General features: G+C 57.8%; 13 protein-coding genes. 2 read left to right on the top strand and 11 right to left on the bottom strand.

Features of this window, described 5'->3' with window-relative positions:
* Window positions 1-10 precede the first annotated feature (10 nt).
* From neuC to ACTRXA_RS05565, 9 genes are all read right to left on the bottom strand, one after another.
* The gene (neuC, locus tag ACTRXA_RS05605) at window positions 11-1,141 is read right to left on the bottom strand and encodes a UDP-N-acetylglucosamine 2-epimerase (protein WP_442426222.1); all 1,131 of its coding nucleotides are present in this window, start codon (window positions 1,139-1,141) and stop codon (window positions 11-13) included.
* Window positions 1,138-2,184: an N-acetylneuraminate synthase gene (neuB, locus tag ACTRXA_RS05600; protein WP_442426221.1), complete on the bottom strand. Its 1,047-nt coding sequence runs from the start codon at window positions 2,182-2,184 to the stop codon at window positions 1,138-1,140. The genes neuC and neuB overlap by 4 nt, the downstream gene beginning before the upstream one ends.
* Entirely contained in the window at window positions 2,178-2,987 is an 810-nt protein-coding gene (locus ACTRXA_RS05595) for an SDR family oxidoreductase (RefSeq protein ID WP_442426220.1), read from the bottom strand. The genes neuB and ACTRXA_RS05595 overlap by 7 nt, the downstream gene beginning before the upstream one ends.
* Window positions 2,974-3,666, bottom strand: a complete 693-nt coding sequence (locus ACTRXA_RS05590; RefSeq protein WP_442426219.1) for an acylneuraminate cytidylyltransferase family protein — start codon at window positions 3,664-3,666, stop codon at window positions 2,974-2,976. Before ACTRXA_RS05590 ends, ACTRXA_RS05595 begins: the two co-directional genes overlap by 14 nt.
* Window positions 3,663-4,640, bottom strand: a complete 978-nt coding sequence (locus ACTRXA_RS05585; RefSeq protein WP_442426218.1) for a Gfo/Idh/MocA family protein — start codon at window positions 4,638-4,640, stop codon at window positions 3,663-3,665. The genes ACTRXA_RS05590 and ACTRXA_RS05585 overlap by 4 nt, the downstream gene beginning before the upstream one ends.
* A 121-nt stretch (window positions 4,641-4,761) precedes the next feature.
* A complete protein-coding gene (locus tag ACTRXA_RS05580) occupies window positions 4,762-5,994 on the bottom strand; it encodes a hypothetical protein (protein WP_442426217.1) in 1,233 nt (410 codons plus the stop codon).
* Between the two features lie 8 nt (window positions 5,995-6,002).
* Entirely contained in the window at window positions 6,003-6,662 is a 660-nt protein-coding gene (locus ACTRXA_RS05575; RefSeq protein WP_442426216.1) for a serine acetyltransferase, read from the bottom strand.
* A 49-nt stretch (window positions 6,663-6,711) separates the two neighbouring features.
* The gene (locus ACTRXA_RS05570) at window positions 6,712-7,503 is read right to left on the bottom strand and encodes a class I SAM-dependent methyltransferase (protein ID WP_442426215.1); all 792 of its coding nucleotides are present in this window, start codon (window positions 7,501-7,503) and stop codon (window positions 6,712-6,714) included.
* On the bottom strand, window positions 7,500-8,840 hold the full coding sequence (locus tag ACTRXA_RS05565) for a hypothetical protein (RefSeq protein ID WP_442426214.1): 1,341 nt from the start codon (window positions 8,838-8,840) through the stop codon (window positions 7,500-7,502). Before ACTRXA_RS05565 ends, ACTRXA_RS05570 begins: the two co-directional genes overlap by 4 nt.
* A 383-nt stretch (window positions 8,841-9,223) precedes the next feature.
* Between ACTRXA_RS05565 and ACTRXA_RS05560 the strand changes: the two genes are divergently transcribed.
* A complete protein-coding gene (locus ACTRXA_RS05560; RefSeq protein ID WP_442426213.1) occupies window positions 9,224-11,377 on the top strand; it encodes a YfhO family protein in 2,154 nt (717 codons plus the stop codon).
* Here ACTRXA_RS05560 and ACTRXA_RS05555 read toward each other — a convergent pair.
* Complete coding sequence (locus ACTRXA_RS05555) at window positions 11,355-11,885, bottom strand: hypothetical protein (protein ID WP_442426212.1); 531 nt, start codon at window positions 11,883-11,885, stop codon at window positions 11,355-11,357. The two genes, ACTRXA_RS05560 and ACTRXA_RS05555, sit on opposite strands and share 23 nt — an antisense overlap.
* 468 nt (window positions 11,886-12,353) lie before the next feature.
* On the opposite strand from ACTRXA_RS05555, the gene ACTRXA_RS05550 reads away from it, so the two are divergent.
* The gene (locus ACTRXA_RS05550) at window positions 12,354-13,958 is read left to right on the top strand and encodes a B12-binding domain-containing radical SAM protein (RefSeq protein WP_442426211.1); all 1,605 of its coding nucleotides are present in this window, start codon (window positions 12,354-12,356) and stop codon (window positions 13,956-13,958) included.
* A gap of 135 nt (window positions 13,959-14,093) precedes the next feature.
* On the opposite strand, the gene ACTRXA_RS05545 is transcribed toward ACTRXA_RS05550, so the two are convergent.
* Window positions 14,094-15,653, bottom strand: coding sequence for a hypothetical protein (locus ACTRXA_RS05545; protein WP_442426210.1), 1,560 nt, complete (start codon window positions 15,651-15,653; stop codon window positions 14,094-14,096).
* Window positions 15,654-15,677: the final 24 nt, after the last annotated feature.

Genomic DNA, 15,677 nt, shown 5'->3' with positions numbered 1-15,677 from the left:
TCCGGACAGGTTAATAGGTGTTGGATTTTTGCAGGATGGCGGGATCGAGGGGAATGGTTTTGAGCAGTTCGACAATGCGTTTGCCGGCGTCGCCTTTCCCGTACACGTTTTCGATGACGGAGAAATCCGATTCCAGCGCGCGGCGGAGTCCGTCGGAAATCGCTTCTTTTTCGGCGGGGACGTCGATCACGTTGGCATTGCGTTCGCGGTCCGCCTGCCGGGTGCCGATGTTCACCACCGGTAATCCAAAACTCGCCGCCTCGATGATGCCGCTGCTGGAGTTGCCCGCCATGGCGTCGGCGCACGCCAGCCACGATACAAACTCCTCGCGCGGCATGTGCACCCGCACCCGCAATCCCTTTTGGTTGCGGTACTGCTCGATGACACCGCGAATATGGTTGCCTCCCGCATCGGCGTTGGGCAGCAGGATCACCGCCTGAACACCGTTTTCCACCAGCGCTTCCATCAGGTGAACCGTCTGCCGGGCCATGCTGTCGATTTCCTGAACGACGGAGTGAAACAGGACCAGCGCGACGGGCTGGGCGGGGTCCAGGTCTTCCGCCGCGCACAAGTCTTTGCGGGTGTGCCGGACCAGTTCTTTCAAGCCGTCGAGTCCGGGTGCCCCGGTGATGAAGATACGGTCCCTGCGTTCCCCCATTTTCACCAGTCTATCGAAAGACGTTTCCGTGGCGACGAAGTGGTAATGCGCCAGTTTGGAAATCGCATGGCGCACCGGTTCGTCCACCGTTCCCGACCGCTCGCCGCCGTGCAGGTGGACAACGGGAAGATTGAGGTGGATCGCTGCCAGGGCGCCGGCCAGCTGTTCCCCGCGGTCGCCCAGCACCAGCACCGCATCCGGCCGCTCGAATTCAAACGCATCGACCATGCCGATGAGTTCCGATCCCAGGGCGCGGGCCATGCTGGCTCCGGACGTTTCATCCAGGGCCACCGGCACGCGTGCGGCGATGCGCAGGCCGCTGGACTCGATTTCCTTCACCGTGTTGCCATAGTGTTCGGACAGGTGCATGCCGGTGACGCACAGCGCGAGGTCGAGATCCGGATCGCGATGAACGCTCTCCAGGGTGGAGCGAAGAAGGCCGAAATCGGCGCGGGTGCCCGTGACGTAGAGAATTTTCCTCATGGCTCGAGGTCCGGCCAGTACAGGGTGTGGAAGGCCGGGCAGTCCAGCAGAAGTTTTTTACCGATCACCTTGTTCATGTCCCTTGGAGGAATCCCGGTGCCCGGCCGCAACAACACCAGGTCGTCCCGGGTGAGGACGGTCCCGGCCTTGAGCGCACGCGACAGGGTGACGCTCTTCCGCACCACGTCGCGTACAGGCAATTCGGATTCGGTCGGTTGTTTGAGTTTGGAGCCCAGCGCTTCTTCGATGGAGCGGATGTGGTGTACGAGTTCCTTCAATTCGTCCGGCTCCAGCGACGCGGCGTGATCGGGTCCGGGCAGATGGCGGTCCAGCGTGAAATGCTTTTCGATTATGGTCGCTCCCATGCTCACCGCCACCGGGGCGAGCAGGGTGCCCACGGTGTGGTCGGAATACCCGACGGGCAGGCTGAGTTCCGCGTTCAGCGTCACCATCGCGTTCAGGTGGACGTCGGAGAACGCGGCGGGATAGTTGGATGTGCAGTGCAGGATGGTGAGCATCTCCGCCAGCGGTTCCGGGAATCCCGAACGGGCGCGGGTGCTGCGAATGGTTTCCACTGCGTCATGCACCTCTTCAAGTGTCGCCATGCCTGTGGACAGGATGACGGGCAGGCCCTTCGACGCGATGTGTTCCAGAAACGGCAGGTTGGTGATTTCCCCCGAAGGCACCTTGAACCGTTTCATGCCGAGCTTCATCAGGAAATCCACCGATTCATGATCGAACGGCGTGGACATGAACTCGAGTTTCCGTTTTTCGCTGTAGGCCTTGAGTTGCTGGTGCATTTGCGTGGAGAGCTCGAGTTTTTTGAGCATCTCGTACTGGCTGTCCTGGCCGGTCAGGTGCTTCTGGTAGCCGGTGGTTTTGGCGGAAGGGGTGGCCAGCTTGTCGGCGCGGAAGGTCTGGAATTTGACAGCATCGGCCCCGGCATCGGCGGCGGCATCGATGAGCTGGAAGGCGAGCCGTTCCTCTCCATTGTGATTGACTCCCGCTTCGGCGATGATGAAGCAACGCTTGTTTTCTACCATACCGTCCACCCGCCATCGACCACCAGGTTCTGTCCCGTCATGTAGGACGAGGCATCCGATGCGAGAAACAGCACCGCCCCGCACATCTCGTCCGGCTCGGCCATGCGCTCCATCGGGACCTTCTGGCTGTAGCGCTGAACGAACGTATCGTTTTGCCCGCTGAACACGCCGCCGGGGGTGACGGCGTTCACCCGCACGCCCTTGCCGCCCCAGTAGGCGGCGAGGTATTTAGTGAGGCCCCACACCGCTGCCTTGCTGGTGCTGTACACCGCCGGGGTGTTGATGGCGCGGCCTTCGTATTCCGAGCCTTCGTAAATGCGCTGGTCCGGTGCGGTGATGCCGTATATGGAAAGCGTGTTGATGATGCTGCCGCTCCCGCGTTCGGCCATGGCGGACCCGAACACCTGGCACCCCAGCATGACGCCGGTGGTGTTGACTTCCATCACCTGGTTCCAGTCTTCCAGCGGAAACGTCTCGAAGGGCTCGAAGAAGTTGGGGCTCTTGAAGGCGGCGTTGTTGATGAGCACGTTAACCAGACCGAACTCCGCTTCGATCTTGTGGTTGAGCGACACCAGCGCGTCCTTGTTGGTGATGTCGGCGGGATACGCACGCGCCGCATCCGGATGGACGGCATTCACCGCGGCGGTCACCTCGTCCGCTTTTTCCGCATCGCGGTCCACCACCGCCACGCGGGCTCCCCTCCCGGCCAGGGCCAGCGAAAACCGGCTTCCCAGTATGCCCGCGCCTCCGGTAAGAAGAACCGTTTTGCCATCCAGGGAAAAGTTGGGATCAGGATGTTTCACGTTTTTCCTGCATCAAAAGTTCAACGAGCTTGAGGTCGATGGGCGAATCGATGTCGATCGATCTTTCGCGCGGCATGGCATGCAGCCGGGCGCGGCCTTCCCACAACCCTTTGGACAAGGTGTTTCGGTGCCAGACGTAAATCGAAGCGTTCATGGCAAACACTTTCGGGGCGGTCTGCCGGGTTGCCAGCGCTCCGTCGGGGGTCTTCACCAGTTTATAATAACCGTCCGCCTGCTGCTCGACCATATTGAAGTAGGGATTTTTTTCCGCCTCGTACCCGGTGATGACCACATCGGTTTCATCATCCAGCAGGGCGATGCAGGCTTCGATGTCCGCCACCTCGCGCAGGGGGGAGGTGGGATCGAGATCGACAATGGTGCGAACGTTCACGCCCATTCTGGAAACGCCGTCCACCAGGTGCTGGATGACGGGAATCTTGGCCGCATTGTCGGTGGCGAGTTCCGCCGGACGCAGAAACGGTACTTCTGCTCCCGCCCGGCGCGCCACGTCGGCGATCTCTTCGTCTTCCGTGGACACGTAGACCCGGTCGATCAACGTGCACGCTTTCGCCTGCTCGATGGTGTATTCAATCAGCGGCCGGCCGAGGACGGGTCGAATGTTTTTTCCGGGCACCCCTTTGGAACCGCCGCGGGCGCAGATGGTGGCGATGGTGGTCACAAGCCCACTCCCAGCCTGGCTTTGAGGGCCAGTTCGGTGGTTTTCAATCCGTCGGCAACGTCCAGGCAGGTCGGTTGCAGGGTCTCGACGCACTGGATGAAATGCCGCATCGCCGTTCTGTAGGAATCAACCATGTCAAAACCGGAATCGCCGCAATCGATGATCTCGATTTCACGCGCACCGATTTTTTTCAGGGTCCGTTCTCCCAGATCCCAGGCCAGGGTCGCGCGGTCGCCCACCAGTTCGTACCGCCGCACGGGCTGGCGGGACACGTAATCCATGTTGATCGTCACCAGCGGCGGACCTTCTTTCTTTTTGAGCAGAATTGTGGCGGTGTCTTCCGCATCGATATCGAGCATGCTGAATTTCCCGGAATGGCCGGTGACGTGTTCGAATTCACCGAACCAATAGCGCGCCAGATCGAATTCGTGAATGAGGTCGAATATCACCCCGCCTCCCAGGTCGCTCCGCGCGCTGTAACTCTGCCGGTAGTCCTGGGCCTTGCGCCAGTCCGGGAGCCATTGGCCGACCGTCAACTGCGCCCGCACCACGGTACCCAGCGAACCTTCTTTCAAAATATCGCGGATGCGCACGATGGATTCCAGGAACCGCAGGTTGCAACCGACAAACGTGGGTCCGCTGAACTTGTTTTCCTTCAGCAGGCGGCGCAGGGCATCGACGTCCGACTGCCTGGTGACGGCGGGCTTTTCCAGGTAGAACGGAATCGCCGCCTCGACCAGTGGGGTGATGGCGTCCATGTGCAGGCCGGAGGGGGTGGCGACCACGGCGAAATCCGGACGCGGCTTCAGGGTTTCGTAAAAATTGGCGACGACTTCCGCCTGGCAGGCATCCGCCAGGGCATCGCGCACCGCTTCCCGCCGCAGAAATACAAACTCCGTTTCCGGAAACAGTTCGCGGATGTTCTCCACATGCCGGGTACCGATCGACCCGGTGCCGATGATCAGGGCGCGCATGGTCTCCTGTTACTTTTCGTGGTTCGTGGTTTCCTGCAGAAAAACATGAATGTTTAGAATAACGCGAAATGACGGAAAGGCAATGGGGAAGGGGAAGAGGGCATGCGAACGCATCAGGGTATCAACCCTTTTTTCCGTCAAGAAGGGATGCAATGACATCCATGATGTTTTCCGTGGCGCGTCCGAAATGGGGAAGAGACACGGAGGGCTTCCAGAGTTCTTCCAGTACTTCCGCCAATACCGGTTCCAGGTCGTTGAGCTTGTTCACCCCGCGGGCGAGGCCCAGTTGAGAAAACGGCGCGTCGTCGGCATACACGGAAAAATCGAGCGTGATGAACGGGACGCCCAGCAGCATGCCCTTGACCCCGACGGTCGAGGTGAACGAGACCACCGCATCGGTGGCTTTCAACAGCACGTTGAGGTCGTCGGTCAATGGACTGAACTCCGCGCGGTCCGGCAGGGATGCGAGCGGGCGCGTTTCGCTGGGATGCAGGCGAAGGACCAGCTGCCAGTCAGGGTGGCGTTCCAGCATATCGAACAGCGCGGCATCCACCTTGCGTGGCAGATCGGGGTCGCCTTGTATTCCTGTACGCGGGTGCACCGCAGGAAGGAACTGGGAGGCCCATAAAATGACCTTACGTCCATTCCAGCCTTTCCGTTTCCGAAGCTCCTCGGCCTGCGGTGCGAGATTCTCCCCTGCAAGAAAATCGTAGGCCGGGTTACCGGTGATCAAAATGTCCTCCGCGTTCCGGCCTTTTTTCACCAGGAAGTCCTTGATGGAATCGAGCCACACGCAGACTTTGGTGGCGTAGTCGTTCTCACGAATCCATTCGTATTCGATGAGTGCGAAGGAATCGACGATGCACACCGAAGGGATGCCCATTTCGGAAGCCGTCGTCAAGGCCGCCCGTTCCGCACGCGGTGAGTTGGTGGCAACGACCAGGTCGGGTTGCACTTCCCCATACCACCGTTCGAACACCGTCGTGGGCAAAAACGCACGGCGGCTTTTTTCTTCATACAACCGCGCCGCTTCGGTTTCGCCGTGCTTGCGGACCAGGTCCCAGTAAGAAAGACCGAGGTAGGCCACGGTCTCTGTGTGGGGCACGGCGGGATTGGAGAGGCCTTCCGCCAGCCGTTCGCCCATGTCCAGAGCCGGGGCGTCGCCGTCGCGGACGAGATCGCGGAAGCCGATATGGGGAATGCCCTCCCGTTCGAGAACGGCGCCGGCGGTGGTGAGCCCCAGCACGGTGACGTTGTACTCCGGCCGGGAACGGAGGGCACGGGCGACGGGAACGATCATGTTCACGTGGCCGCCGCCGTAGGCGATGCAGAGGATTTTCTTCTTAGCGGCCATGGCGGGGGTCAGCGAAAGTGTTTGGTTTTGACATCCGTGGAAACAGGGCGGGTGGCGTTGTGGGGATGTTTGCCGAACACCCTGCTGCCGCTTTCCACTTTCTTTTTGTAAAGGGTGGCATCGGCTCCAATCTCGCAGTTGTCGCCGATGTCGCAGGCGCCGATCACCGACGCCCCGGCGTACAGCGCCACGCCTTCCCCCAGCCGCGGGTACTCACCGTCAAAATTGTCGCCCACCGTGCAGTTCTGCGAGACGAAAAAGTAGTTCCCGTATTCCGCCCTGCCAAGCACCGTTCCCAGCGGATGCATGAACAGGAACACGTCGGGAAGTTGTACCGAGAAAAAACAGTCGAGACCGTGCAGGGTTTTGTTCAGGTAGAAAATCTTTTCGCAAAGCGACGGGTCGCCGCCGTTTTCGTGAAGGACGCGCGACAGGGTGTACAGGTACATGGCGTACTGGTCGGAGTTCAGGTGATGAAACCGGGGCGCGCCGTCTTTATGGAAATAAGGATTGCGTACATGAGCGAAGCAGTGCTCCAGCCGCTCGAGGGACTGGTCGAAGGCCTTCTGCATTTCGTCCGGCAGGGCCGGGCGGGGATCGGGAAAGAAATGGTTCAGCTGGTCGACGGTGAACTGAAGCAGTTCCGGACGGGTTAAGGACAGGTCCATGACGGGTTCCCGAAGTGATGGGCCGGTGTTTGCACCGGCGCGAGGAGACTCAGCCGATGCCGCGCACGGCACTGAAAGTTTGGGAGCGGTCCGCGGAGAACGGAGTGAATGAAAAACGGTGCTCCCCTTTTTCAAAAAACAGCATGTATTCGTAAAACGGGTCTTCGGTATCGGTGACGAAACGGCTCTGCCCGAAATCCCCGCGCCGCGGAAAGTAATAGGCGGACAGCAGCCTGTGCGATTGGGCGGTCACCTGTTCCAGCATCGCCGGGATGTCGGTGAAAAAATTCGGATGTTGTTTGCGCCGCGCTCCCGCTTCCGCATCCAGGGCCGCGGTGTCGTCTTCAAAATAACGGTCGCCTTTGCCCGTCACCACGAGGAGCGCGCCGGGCCGGGCGACGCGGAACATTTCAGCCAGCGCCCGGTGCTGGTAAGTCGCGTCGAACACGGCGAGACAGGTGACATTGTCGAACGCATTGTCGTCGAACGGCAGGGTCTCGGCCTCGGCTTCTTTTATGGAACCGATTCCTTCCTTGCCCTGCCAGTCCTTTTGCGCCGCCTCGACCATGGCGGTCGAGATGTCCACGCCGTGCACCTCCAGTCCGTGTTCCCGGTAGAAAGCGAACCAGCGTCCCCAGGCGCACCCGACCTCGAGCACGTTGCCTTTGCGAAAAGGGTGACGCGTCAAAAGGTCCCGGATCACCCGGTCGCTCCCTGTCACCGGATCTTTGGGTATCACCTTGCTTTCGGCGGCGCGGTCGTCGGCCTCTTCCACCCGTTGTTTCCAGTACTCCAGGTAACTGCGGTTCCAGTACTCCCTGCGGTCCATGTCGGCGCTCACGGTGCGACCGGAATGGTTTCGAGGAAGGTGTCGCCGAAACGGTTGTTGGCGGCGACGGCCACGACATCGAGGTCGGAACTCAGCACGCTGTCGGCATCGAACACATAGTGCCAGCTTTGGCCGTCGAGACCGAAATCGAAGTTGTCGTGGATGAAGCGGCCGCTCCGGGTCTTGATGGCCAGGTACGGCTGCGGACCGAACACCCGGCTTTCCTTCGTTCTCACTTCCAGGTGGAAGTTGCTTCCGGTTTTATCGAGCTTCACGTCGAGCCGAAGTTTTTCGTGCCGGCCCTTGTGCACTACCTGTTTGAATGCCTCGCGCGCGGTGGAGTACTGGAATTTTACCTGCGGATGCGTCTTCGCCGCGTCGGCGATCAACTCGCGCACCCGGTTCACCTCGACGGCGATGTCGCGGTAGTCGTGGCTGAGCACGCCCATCAGCGTGGGCTCGCCCCCGGCGGCGCGGCGGAACGCCTTGTCCACTTCCTCCTGCGTGATGCGGGCGACGCGGCTGTCGATGTTCAAAAAGCGCGCGATGTAACGGCGGCACGAGCCGGGTTTCTGGTAATCGTAAAAATCCGGATTGTAAATGGACCAGTCCGCCGGGGCGCGGCGCCAGTCGCCGAAGCGTCCGTTCCGAAGATCGTTCTGCGCTTCGCGCTGTTCGGCGTTGTCGGTGGCGATGTTGGAGCAGTCGTAGGGAATCCACTGCTCGAGGAACCAGTGGCTGTCCGGCCGCTCGGTGTGGAACCCGGCGCGGAACACCACCGGGAAAAAATGGCGTTCGATGATCTTGCGGCACAGTCCCTCGTGCAGGTGCGGCGAGTTTTCGTAGGACGTCGCACAGCGGTGGGCCTCCCGGTACGTGGACATGGGGTGGAAGTGCCACTCGATGGCGTCGCGGTCGCGGCTGTTGTATTTGTCGAGGAACTCCTCGTAGCGGTCGGAGATGTTGTGGAATCCGAGGTCCTTATGGCGCGGGTTGGAGGTGTAGCCCACGTGATCGACGCAGTGCCAGTTGTACACCCAGCCGCCGCCGAACGAATCCGGAAGCTCGCGGCGGAACTTGTCGCCCATGATGTTCGCCAGCATGGCCTCGAGGCTGGCCCACGTCTCGTGGTATTTCATGCGGAAGGGATTGAGGAAATCCGCGACCACGTCCTCGCGCCCGTCCAGCGGCACCTGTTTGTTCTTCAGCTTCTCCAGGTTGGCGTGGGTGGGATCGATTTCGATGCCGAAGGTGTCGCGCAGGCGCTCGAAGGTGGCGGAGAGCGGTTCGTAAAGCGGCCCTTCGGTGTCGATGGCGTGGACGATGTACACCACGTTGGAGTCGGTCATAAGGATCGGCGAGAATGGGAGATGTTAATCAAACAGGCAACAAATTCGCATGCGGTTCCATTTATACCGCGAATCTTCAGGCCCGGCAATTATTTCAGAACCGTGTGGCAACCGCAACATTATGTGAAACAGGCGTTTATTGATCCAGGCAAATATACCTAAACCGGGAAAGCTCAAGCTTAACAATATTTGGGTAACCGAATTTTTAATTCTCGCATACCTGATATTAGGTTAAAATTCCGCAAGTCCAATTCTTGAAAATATTCAAAAATTAATTCTTATAAGGGAAATTGGACAACGGTTTATCGAATGGCGGCAGGGATTGCAGGCCACATTCAATCCAATAATCAATCGCAATCATTTGAACTTTTAAATTTAGCAGAATGCTTTCCATTATTATTGCGGTTTCCTTGATTCTGGTTCTGGCGCTCCTGCCCATTTATGCCTGGCCGTTGACCCGCCCCTTTGCCCTGCCGGCCCTGGGCTGTTACATCCTCTTTCTTTTCATCCACCATGATTTTGTCCTGGGAAACTCAGGGGTCTATCACGACTCCTTCTGGTCCACGGAGCTGTTTGCGACCATACTCCGGCAATGGCTGGAATCGGGGAACGAGTTTGGCTGGAATCCCTATATCGGCGGCGGCCAGCCGATTGCCGTATTCAACAATCTCCTCAATGTTTTCCCTACCTTTTTCTGCCATTACCTGTTTGGGTTGTTCGGACTGGACCTTTCCAGCCGGGAATTTTTCAACCTGGTTTTTGTCTTCACCTTTTTGAATGTCTGCACCGGTTCCCTGCTGTTGATCCGGCTTTTGAATCCCAATTTTTATATCTGCCTTCTGGGGTTCGGTTCGATGGTGTTCGGCGGGATGTTCCAGTCGGAGCTGGGGTGCCCATTAGGTTTGATGTATCTCACGTTTCTGCCCTACCTGCTGTTTTTCCTGATCCACTTCTATAAAACCCGGCGCGTCGAAAACGTGGTGTTTTTTTTCGTATTGCTTGGAATGTCCGCAGCATATTACATCCCACTGTATCATTCCATCGCCATCGGCACTTTTCTGATACTGGCGTCACTGGCCTGTCTGTTTGGGATTTGGCCTGATTATAGAAAACAATTTCTAATCGCAGCGCGTGCGTTTCTGGGGCAGCCCAAAGCCATTGCGCTGGGGGTGGTGTTGTTCATCCTGGCGGCCGGGTCCGCGTTTTATTCTTATGCCGAGACCCGGGATTATGTTTCGCCGACGCGCGGTTTCACGCAGGGGGGCAAGCTGGGGGAGAGGAGTTACATCCCCAGCGTATCCGTTCTTCCTGAGCATTATAAAAAGATCGTGGATTTTTTCGAGGATCGTCCGGAAAACGTGTACACCGCCACGCACAATACATTTTACCTGGGTGTTCTGCCCGGACTGGGGTTTCTGGCCTCGTTCTTTCTGATACGCAACCACCTGTTCACCGGTTTGGCGGCGGTGCTCGCCGTTTTGAGCCTGGGCGAACAGACTCCCGCGTGGCGATGGATGGTCGCAAACGTGCCGGTGCTCGACATGCTGAGAAATCCGTTTCCGTTCGGGCGACTGGCGACGTTTTGTATTTTGATGGGAGGCCTGTTGGGGCTTTCCGCCCTGCTGGATCAGAAAGTTTCTTTTAAAAGAAAAATGAGTGCGATCATTGCGGCCTCACTGCTTTTGGTTTACTTTTCCAGTATCAGCTTGACGGTTTTTCTTTTTCTGTCTGTTCTTCTTTTGCTTTTGATCAGTTTACTGGTTCAATACCGGAAGCCCGACTTCATCAATATGTGCGGATCCTGGTTGCTGCTGATCACGATAGTGCAGTTGGGAGGGTTTTCCATAAACACCCTTGCCTACACAAAGTTTCCGGAAGTGGAACCTCAGAAAATAAAAAAGTTTTCCTATCCCATGGCCTGGAGCGTGTACCCTTCGCGGGAGTCCCCCATGCCGTTCAACCTTTATCCGTTTCTGAACAAGGAAGCGGCCTGGAGTGTGCACCATCCGGCTTATGCATTTTACCTGCAAAAGGATTTTGCGGGCTTTCTGCTCCGGGAAAACCTGTTTCCCGTAAATGCGGAAGATTTGTCACAAAAATATTTGATTGATGAAGATGACCTGAATCACCATGCCGGACCCCTGTTTCAACTGTTGCCAAAAGGGCGCGACTGGAGAATTTCTTCGAACGCAGAATCTCCGCACAAGTCCGGAGAAGTCACTCCGTATCCTTCCGCAAACGTGAGCGAGTTGAAAGTGCAGGTGGACATGCGCGAGGAGGGTGCGTTGTGGCGACTGGAAAATTACGATCCCAACTGGAAGGCCTGGGTGGACGGAAAGGAAACGCCCATTGAGAAAGTTCCACCGAATTTTCAGGCGATTCCTCTGGAACCGGGCAGGCACGAAATTCTTTTCAAATACGATTCGCCCTATCATTTTTTATTGTATGGGCACATTCTGATTGGAGTGGTAGGCATGGCCTGTTTTATTGTTTGGCTCCGCAAGCCGGACTATTTCAAGGGGCTTTGCCGCCTGTGAGTTCCGATTGAGTACCCCGGCTCTCAACCGGAACGAGAGTCAGAAACTTTTCGATGGTGGGCCGATAATTCTGGATTCCATTCATTAAAGTTTCGTTGTTTCGTTTGATTTTTTCAGGATTGAGTAAATGTTCTTTGATTTTAATCTTGGCGGCCAGCATTTCCATGTGCATCATGCTTCTAACGTGCGACAGCACTCCCTTTGCAGCAAACTGGAAGGCGAAGGCGAAGATGAGAGCGATGACGGTGTATTTCATGAAATCCAAGATCACCCGCATCTTGTAATTGCCGAGGATGAGTTTTTCGGTCTGATTCAGAACATTTCCCTGGGGAGGGGGCACATGATCCATGCCGTCGATTTCCCGGAATGTTTCCAGTTTGGCTTGCTGGTCTTTGAGCAGGTTCCGGTAGGCGGACTCCACCGAATCGCCGCTGGAAATCAGACTCAACTCCCGGATGTGGAAATAGTACTTGCCATTTTTGGTGATCAGCATAGGGGAATACGCCATTTCCCCTCCCTCTGCTTGCTTGCCTTCCTGATTCATGCCTCTCCTCCCATTTTGATTTTAAAAGTCCAGGTCCTGATGACGGTATAACAGTTCGGATGTTGTGGGTTCGCCGGGGTGGCGGATTCCGTTTTCAATCCTTAACAAAAAATTCGGTATTTGGGAAAAAAATCTGGGCCGGGGCGGTTTCGGTCCCTCCCCCGCGGCTCTCGACAGGCCGATAAAACGGACCGGATCAGCCGGATATAAAAGGGCATTGAGGCCCTGGGCGCGAGCCCGCAACACTGTTGTATTGAGGGTTGATTTACCCATTATGGGTTGCCCCGGCTTCGCTCCTATACAATGGAACCGTCAACCTGGGATAACGAAAAAAACAATCGAAATCCGTTAATTTCATTGTATCGGAAAATCAAATGTTTTAAATTGTGGCATGCCAATTTTCACAATCCGTTGGCAACCTGGAGGGGGGGTATGGCTGACATTCTTCTGGTATTTCCTACATCCGGAAACGACATTCGCGGGGTCACCATCACCGCGCCGTTGTCTTTGCTGGCGATCGCCGGGCCTCTTTTGGAGGACTACTCGGTCCAGATCATCGACCAGCGCGCCACGGACGATTTCTGGGGCGACCTCGAATCCGCTCTCAAGACGCAACCCCGCGTCGTCGGCATCACCAGCCTGACCGGCACCCAAATTTATCATGGTATTGAGATAAGTAAATTTGTGAAGGCGCGCCTGAGCGTGCCCGTGGTGTGGGGCGGTCTCCACGCCACCCTGTATCCCGCCCAAACCGTCGCCAAGCCCTACATCGATTACGTCATCCGCGGCGAGGGCGAAGTCGCCTTCAAAATGCTGGTGGATGAAATCACCGGCCCGTCGCCCGATCTGGAGAAAGTTCCGGCGCTGACGTTCAAGAAAGACGGCCGGATTTATTCCACACCGGCAGGTACGCCGCTGGAACTGGACAGCCTGCCACGGATGCCCTGGCATCTGGTGGATGTGGAAGAATACACCACGCCTTCCTCGTATCTCTATCCAGGGGTGTCGCGCCTGCTGTCCTTCATCGCCAGCCGGGGGTGCCCGTTCCCCTGCACCTATTGCTCGCAACCCATCCTGACCTCGAAGTACCGGATGATGTCGCCCAAACGGGTGCTGGACGATCTGCATTGGACGGTGGACCAGTTCAACCTGGATCACATTCTGCTTTTTGATGACGAGTTCCTGGTCAATGCCAAGTGGGCGACGGACATCGCCGAAGGCATCAACGGCAAATTCACCTGGGGCGTGCAGGGCCGCGTCAACGATCTGTTGCGCGTCGATTTGAAGAAGATGGAACGGTGCGGCATGATCTACGCCATGCCGGGCATCGAATCCGGCGCGCCCCGCATTCTGGAGCGGATTAGAAAAAACCAGACGGTGGACGAGGTCAAGGAAGTGTCCCGCCGGCTGAGCGAAACCAAAATCCACTGCCAGGTGAATTTCATGGTGGGTTTCCCGGATGAAACGCTGGATGAACTCGGCGAGACCATCGACCTCGCGCTCCATATCATGAACACCAATCCCAAGGCGGTGATCAACAGCTTCTCTCCCGTCACCCCTCTGCCCGGAACGGAAATGTTGCATCAGGTCATCCGCGATTACGATTTCAAGGAGCCAGAAACGCTGGAGGGCTGGATCAACATCACGCGCGGCAAGCAGGAACGGCCGTGGCTGGACGCCAAGAGGGTGCGGGTCATCCGGTTCCTGTATTTCACCAGCCTGTTCGTGCAGACGGCGGAACGCTACGGGCAGAAACTCCCCATCCCCAAGTTTGTGTTCCGCCTGTACAGCAAGTTCATCCAGTTCCGCTGGAAACGTCGGTTGTACTGGATGGACTGGGAGATTCCGCTAATGCGGTTGCTTTGGAAATGGTTCGTCAACCCCACCGACTTCATCGACATCGCAAAGTATTCCGACGGCATTGGCGCGAAGGAGTCCAGCATCGAGATGATTCCACTCAAGGAATCCAAGGTGGAACTGGGCGAATTCCAGATTCCCATCAAGGAATCCCGTTTCAAAGCAAAGAGCTTTGCCTGATGTTCTTCGTCACTACCTGGCGCATCCGGGATGCGGGAGGGATTCGAATTCGACCTGCAGCACGGGTTGAAGGAACTCCTGCATGCGGTCCTCCGCGAACCAGCGGGTGAATACGTAGCGCAGTCCAAGAAGAGGTTAGACCCCGCCTCCCTCCGGCACCACCTTCATCACCGCGGCACAACCATTGGGCCGCACATCGGGCGTCTTGCCCCACACCTGCCACAACAGCCTGTCATCGAATTCCCGTCCCTGCTGGATGAATTGTTCGATGTGAGCTTCGGTGCGCGCGTTCCGGTCATGCACGGCGTACCATTTCAACCCGCCGTAAGCGCGGTAGAGCATGCCCGACAATTCATAGCGGCGGTACACGTCGCGTCTGGTGTACAGGGGCGTCTCGAAGAACAGCAAAGTCCCGGCGGCGGGCGGCGACTGTGACTTCAAGCTTTCAATGGTGGCGTGATCGACGGCGCTGCGCACCAGCATCTTGTTGTACTTGTAGACGAGGCCGCAGGTGAAAAGGATGAGGAACACGCTCAGTGCCACGCCGGTAAACTGCGGCGGCAGTTTCGGAAAAAAGCGCGGCAGAGCGGCGAGGATCAGCACCCAGCACAGCCCCAGCGGAATCGACATCAGGAACGTGTGGCGATAACCCCACTCGGAATACACGCCTTTGCCGACCATGGCGTAGGGCGCGATGCTGAGCGCCAGCAGCACCGCCACCACGATGACGAGCCGCGCGTTCAACCAGCCGGTTGGGAGTGTCGCGCGATTCGCCTCGGCGCCGCGCCGTTTCCAGAGCGTCACCACCCCCCACATCACCAGCGCGAACACCAGCCAGTACCACCCCGGAAACTGGCGGAAGATGCGGATGGTCTCCCGCACCGCCCCGACCAGGTTCCTCTGCATGATGTAAAAGAAGGTCCCGACCGCTTCGCCGAACGGTTTGGTGAAAAAGATGAGCTCGTTGTAGTTCTGGTTGAAGCCGCCGGGCGGCGACAGCTTCCGCTTCAACACGTACACGACAAAGGGAAATAAAAACATGGGCCACCACCGGCGCGCAAAGGGAAGCAGGGTGGAAGCGACGGGTGCCTGCAGGCGATTTTCCCGCACCTGCGTTCCGTACCACGCCAGCGCGACGAACCCGAAATTAAATGCGAGCAGCGAGTTGTAGGTGTACATGGACAAACCGAGCAGAAGAACGACAACGGGCACTTTCACAATGCGGTGCGTCTGCCAGTTGAGCACCAGCGCCCAGCCAAGGCAGAACAGGCCCATGCTCACCACGTAGTGCATGGTCAGGTGGTGCACCGAGATCCAGAAAAAAGGATAGGTCAGGGCCAGTGCCGCGGCGAACCACCCCGCCAGCGGCGGCAGGTGCAGGGTGCGCGTGTAGATGACGAACAGGCTGAGCGTCATGAGGATCAGCGACGCGGCCTGGAGGAATCCCTGCAGCAACAGCGCGGCGGCACTGCTGTACATCAGGTCGTAAAAGGGGATGAGGTGACGGTGGCCGAGGTCGCGCCAGAATTTCTCGAAGCCCGCCCAGTCGTTTTCAAAAATCTGGAGCCACAGAAACCAGTCGTCGAGGAAGATGCCGTCGTTCACCAGGAGCAGACCGTGGGCGACGGCGCCCAGCGCGGCGAGGCTCCACAGGTAGCGGCAGTGCGTGGTTTCGGTTGAGCCGGAAACGTTCATGGTTGTTTCCTGTTCATGGAACTG

The organism is Nitrospina sp. P1_D6 (assembly GCF_052156615.1).
GTDB lineage: Bacteria > Nitrospinota > Nitrospinia > Nitrospinales > Nitrospinaceae > Nitrospina.
The sequence above is the reverse complement of the archived record's forward strand: the minus strand, read 5'-3'. Positions and strand labels throughout refer to the sequence as shown.

Bases quoted from the DNA above. Each gene is read 5' to 3' on its own strand.
- neuC (WP_442426222.1), bottom strand. From the start codon at position 1,141: ATGAGGAAAATTCTCTACGTCACGGGCACCCGCGCCGATTTCGGCCTT.
- neuB (WP_442426221.1), bottom strand. From the start codon at position 2,184: ATGGTAGAAAACAAGCGTTGCTTCATCATCGCCGAAGCGGGAGTCAAT.
- ACTRXA_RS05585 (WP_442426218.1), bottom strand. From the start codon at position 4,640: ATGCGCGCCCTGATCATCGGCACCGGGTCGATCGGTACCCGGCATGTG.
- ACTRXA_RS05580 (WP_442426217.1), bottom strand. From the start codon at position 5,994: ATGGCCGCTAAGAAGAAAATCCTCTGCATCGCCTACGGCGGCGGCCAC.
- ACTRXA_RS05575 (WP_442426216.1), bottom strand. From the start codon at position 6,662: ATGGACCTGTCCTTAACCCGTCCGGAACTGCTTCAGTTCACCGTCGAC.
- ACTRXA_RS05565 (WP_442426214.1), bottom strand. From the start codon at position 8,840: ATGACCGACTCCAACGTGGTGTACATCGTCCACGCCATCGACACCGAA.
- ACTRXA_RS05560 (WP_442426213.1), top strand. From the start codon at position 9,224: ATGCTTTCCATTATTATTGCGGTTTCCTTGATTCTGGTTCTGGCGCTC.
- ACTRXA_RS05555 (WP_442426212.1), bottom strand. From the start codon at position 11,885: ATGGCGTATTCCCCTATGCTGATCACCAAAAATGGCAAGTACTATTTC.
- ACTRXA_RS05550 (WP_442426211.1), top strand. From the start codon at position 12,354: ATGGCTGACATTCTTCTGGTATTTCCTACATCCGGAAACGACATTCGC.
- ACTRXA_RS05545 (WP_442426210.1), bottom strand. From the start codon at position 15,653: ATGAACGTTTCCGGCTCAACCGAAACCACGCACTGCCGCTACCTGTGG.